At 33.7% G+C, this 1,530-nt stretch carries 2 protein-coding genes; one reads left to right on the plus strand and one right to left on the minus strand.

Annotated elements, in window-relative coordinates:
• On the plus strand, positions 1-433 hold a 433-nt coding region (locus F6K13_RS32575; protein ID WP_375340694.1), incomplete at its 5' end, for a WD40 repeat domain-containing protein.
• 82 nt (positions 434-515) lie between these two features.
• Here F6K13_RS32575 and F6K13_RS32580 read toward each other — a convergent pair.
• Positions 516-1,530, minus strand: a 1,015-nt coding sequence (locus F6K13_RS32580) for an NACHT domain-containing NTPase (RefSeq protein WP_287289837.1), incomplete at its 5' end; no start/stop codon positions are given.

Below are 1,530 nucleotides of genomic sequence, written 5' to 3' on the forward strand. Positions count from 1 at the left end.
AGGTCTCTCTGGATGTGTTGGTGCCAGTCCTAATGGAAAAATCCTGGCTTCAGCTAGTGAAGATTGTACTATCAAACTTTGGAATCTTAATGGTAAAGAGTTAGCAATTTTCAAAGGACACAGCAAAGCTATTACTAGCATTAGCTTTAGTCCTGACGGTAAAATTTTAGCCTCTGGTAGTAATGATAATACTATCAAATTGTGGAGTCTTATTAATAGGACTGAAATATATACATTACAAGAACATACCCAACCGATTACAAGTATAGATTTTAGTCCTGATGGTAAAACTTTAGCATCTGCGAGTAATGATAAGACAGTAATTCTTTGGAATTTGAATCTTGATGATTTACTGCATCGTGCTGATGAATGGTTACCTGAGCATTTCAACCTACATTCGCACTACAATAAGTACATGAAGAGAGGAAATTGACCACTATAACTTTCTTCTTACTTTTGACTTCTTACTTCTTACTTTTGACTTCTTACTTCTTACTTTTGACTTTTGAACAGCGCTACATTTCAGTAAAATGTTTATACAATAAATGATGAATAAATTGATAGCGATCGCCTACTCTTTGCAATAATAAACGACTAGCAGCATAATTGAGAAAACGACGATAATTCCAGGGAATATGCCCATTAAAAAATAGAATAATCCGCAGCACAAGATTTTTTAGTCCGGGCAAACCAAAGAACATCCCAATAATTACACCTCCAATAGCACCAAGAATTAAACCTTGGTATAAATCGAAAACCAAGGTAAAAATAAACCCAAAAATAAACCCCCAAAATAACACACTAATCAAATTAACAATTAACTGATATGCCTGTAACTCGCCGTTAGAATCTAACCAAGCTGGCCGTAGTTTTTCTATTGTAAATTCCTGGCTGTTATCTGCGGCCATTCGTTGTGCTAGCCATGCCAACCATCGTCTTGTCTGTTCCGGCAGTGGTTCCTGATTCTTAGAATACCAATTATAGTTATTCTCTCGCCCTAATTGACGACGAATATAAGCATTTAATAAATATTTTTCTCTTCCCTGTTGAGAAGTAATTCTTCTCCAAGCAGCAATTAAAATTTCCTCATAAGCTAAAGTCATCATACTCAACATTAATGGTATTTCAGCTAAGTTTAATAACTCTGGTTCATCCTGAAGATAATGCCAAAGTTCTCTACTACTAGCTGCTAATAAATAATCTTGAATCTGACCTGTTGTTAAAGACTGTAATAATACAGCAGCATTTAATTTAAACTTAGTCCGACAATTTTTATAAGTGGCAAAACTACTACAAATAACTAAATCCTTTGGTTGCAAATATACTGATAATTTATTAATTTCTTCTAAGCAATTTTTAGATAATTCTGGAGATACTCGATCAAATCCATCTATGAGAAGTGACAATTGCTGATTTTCTAGCCAATTCCTAATAACCTTTTTGGGTATCTTGTACTTAAATTTAATTTGATTAACTAACCAATCTGAAATATCCTGATTTTTATCTTGCCATGTCGAAAGGTCTAATAAT

The sequence above is a fragment of the Okeania sp. SIO2B9 genome, from assembly GCF_010672505.1.
Lineage (GTDB): Bacteria > Cyanobacteriota > Cyanobacteriia > Cyanobacteriales > Microcoleaceae > Okeania > Okeania hirsuta.